The organism is Peribacillus sp. NPDC058002, from assembly GCF_042886655.1.
Lineage (GTDB): Bacteria > Bacillota > Bacilli > Bacillales > DSM-1321 > Peribacillus > Peribacillus aracenensis.
Genome location: NZ_JBHVQU010000556.1, coordinates 1 through 1,007, shown reverse-complemented (window position 1 = coordinate 1,007; position 1,007 = coordinate 1). Strand labels below are relative to the sequence as shown.

Below are 1,007 nucleotides of genomic sequence, written 5' to 3'. Positions count from 1 at the left end.
CCTTATTAATTCATATGGGGGAATGATGATGTTTGATTATGATGGTCGGATATTTAATGCTAAAGTCAATTCTGAAAATGGAGAAGTGTCAGGAAAGACTTCCTTCCACTATTCACAAGAAGGCTCAATTCTCACGGCAAGTTATCAGGGCGGAGAGATTGTTAAAGGGACTTTAATAGGGCTTGTCAATTTGGATGGAACTCTGGAATTCAGGTATAATCATATCAATGAAAAAGGGGAAATAAGAGGAGGCAGCTGTCTTTCCACCCCTGAAATGTTGCCCGATGGAAGGATACGCTTGCATGAAAAATGGAAATGGTCAGATCTCGAGCAGACTGAAGGACATTCCATCATTGAAGAAGTGAAGAAATAACAATTTACTTAGAGGGGTTTGAGGACAATTACTACTATTTGTTTAGTGCGGCATGGTCAAACAGATTGGAATGCACTAGGGAAACTGCAGGGGCAGACTGATATCCCTTTAAATGAACTCGGAAAGATACAGGCACGGCAATGTGGTGAATTTTTGTCAAAAGATGATTGGGATGTAATTATTTCAAGCCCTTTAAAAAGGGCAAGGGAAACGGCAGATATCATCTCGCATTATATTGAAGTCCCGGTTATTGAAAAAATGGAATTCATTGAAAAGAATTTTGGCGTTGCTGAAGGAATGACAGCAGCTGAAAGGGAGTCAGCATTCGTGAATAAAGAATATCCTGGTCAAGAAAATCAGAAATCTTTACGAAACAGGCTGATGAATGGACTCCAGGAAATTCAGAAGGAGTATCCTGAGGGGAAAGTCATACTTGTTGCACATGGAGCCGTCATTCATTTTATTTTACGCTTGATGTCAAACGAGTCAATCGTATCCAACGAAATGCGATTGTTCAATGCATGTTTGAGTACGATAAGATTTGAAGTCGACTCTTGGATAATTGATGATTTCAATCAAGTAAATCATTTATCTTAGTGCTATTAAGCTCGGTTATAGTTTAAATTTATATGTT

Annotated in this window: 2 protein-coding genes; both read left to right on the top strand. The window is 38.6% G+C overall.

Going from position 1 to position 1,007, the window contains the following annotated elements:
- A partial coding sequence (locus tag ACFVSH_RS27075) for an avidin-fold protein (protein WP_387708950.1) occupies nucleotides 1-373 on the top strand: 373 nt, incomplete at its 5' end.
- Between the two features lie 18 nt (nucleotides 374-391).
- On the top strand, nucleotides 392-970 hold the full coding sequence (locus tag ACFVSH_RS27070) for a histidine phosphatase family protein (RefSeq protein WP_387708949.1): 579 nt from the start codon (nucleotides 392-394) through the stop codon (nucleotides 968-970).
- Nucleotides 971-1,007: the final 37 nt, after the last annotated feature.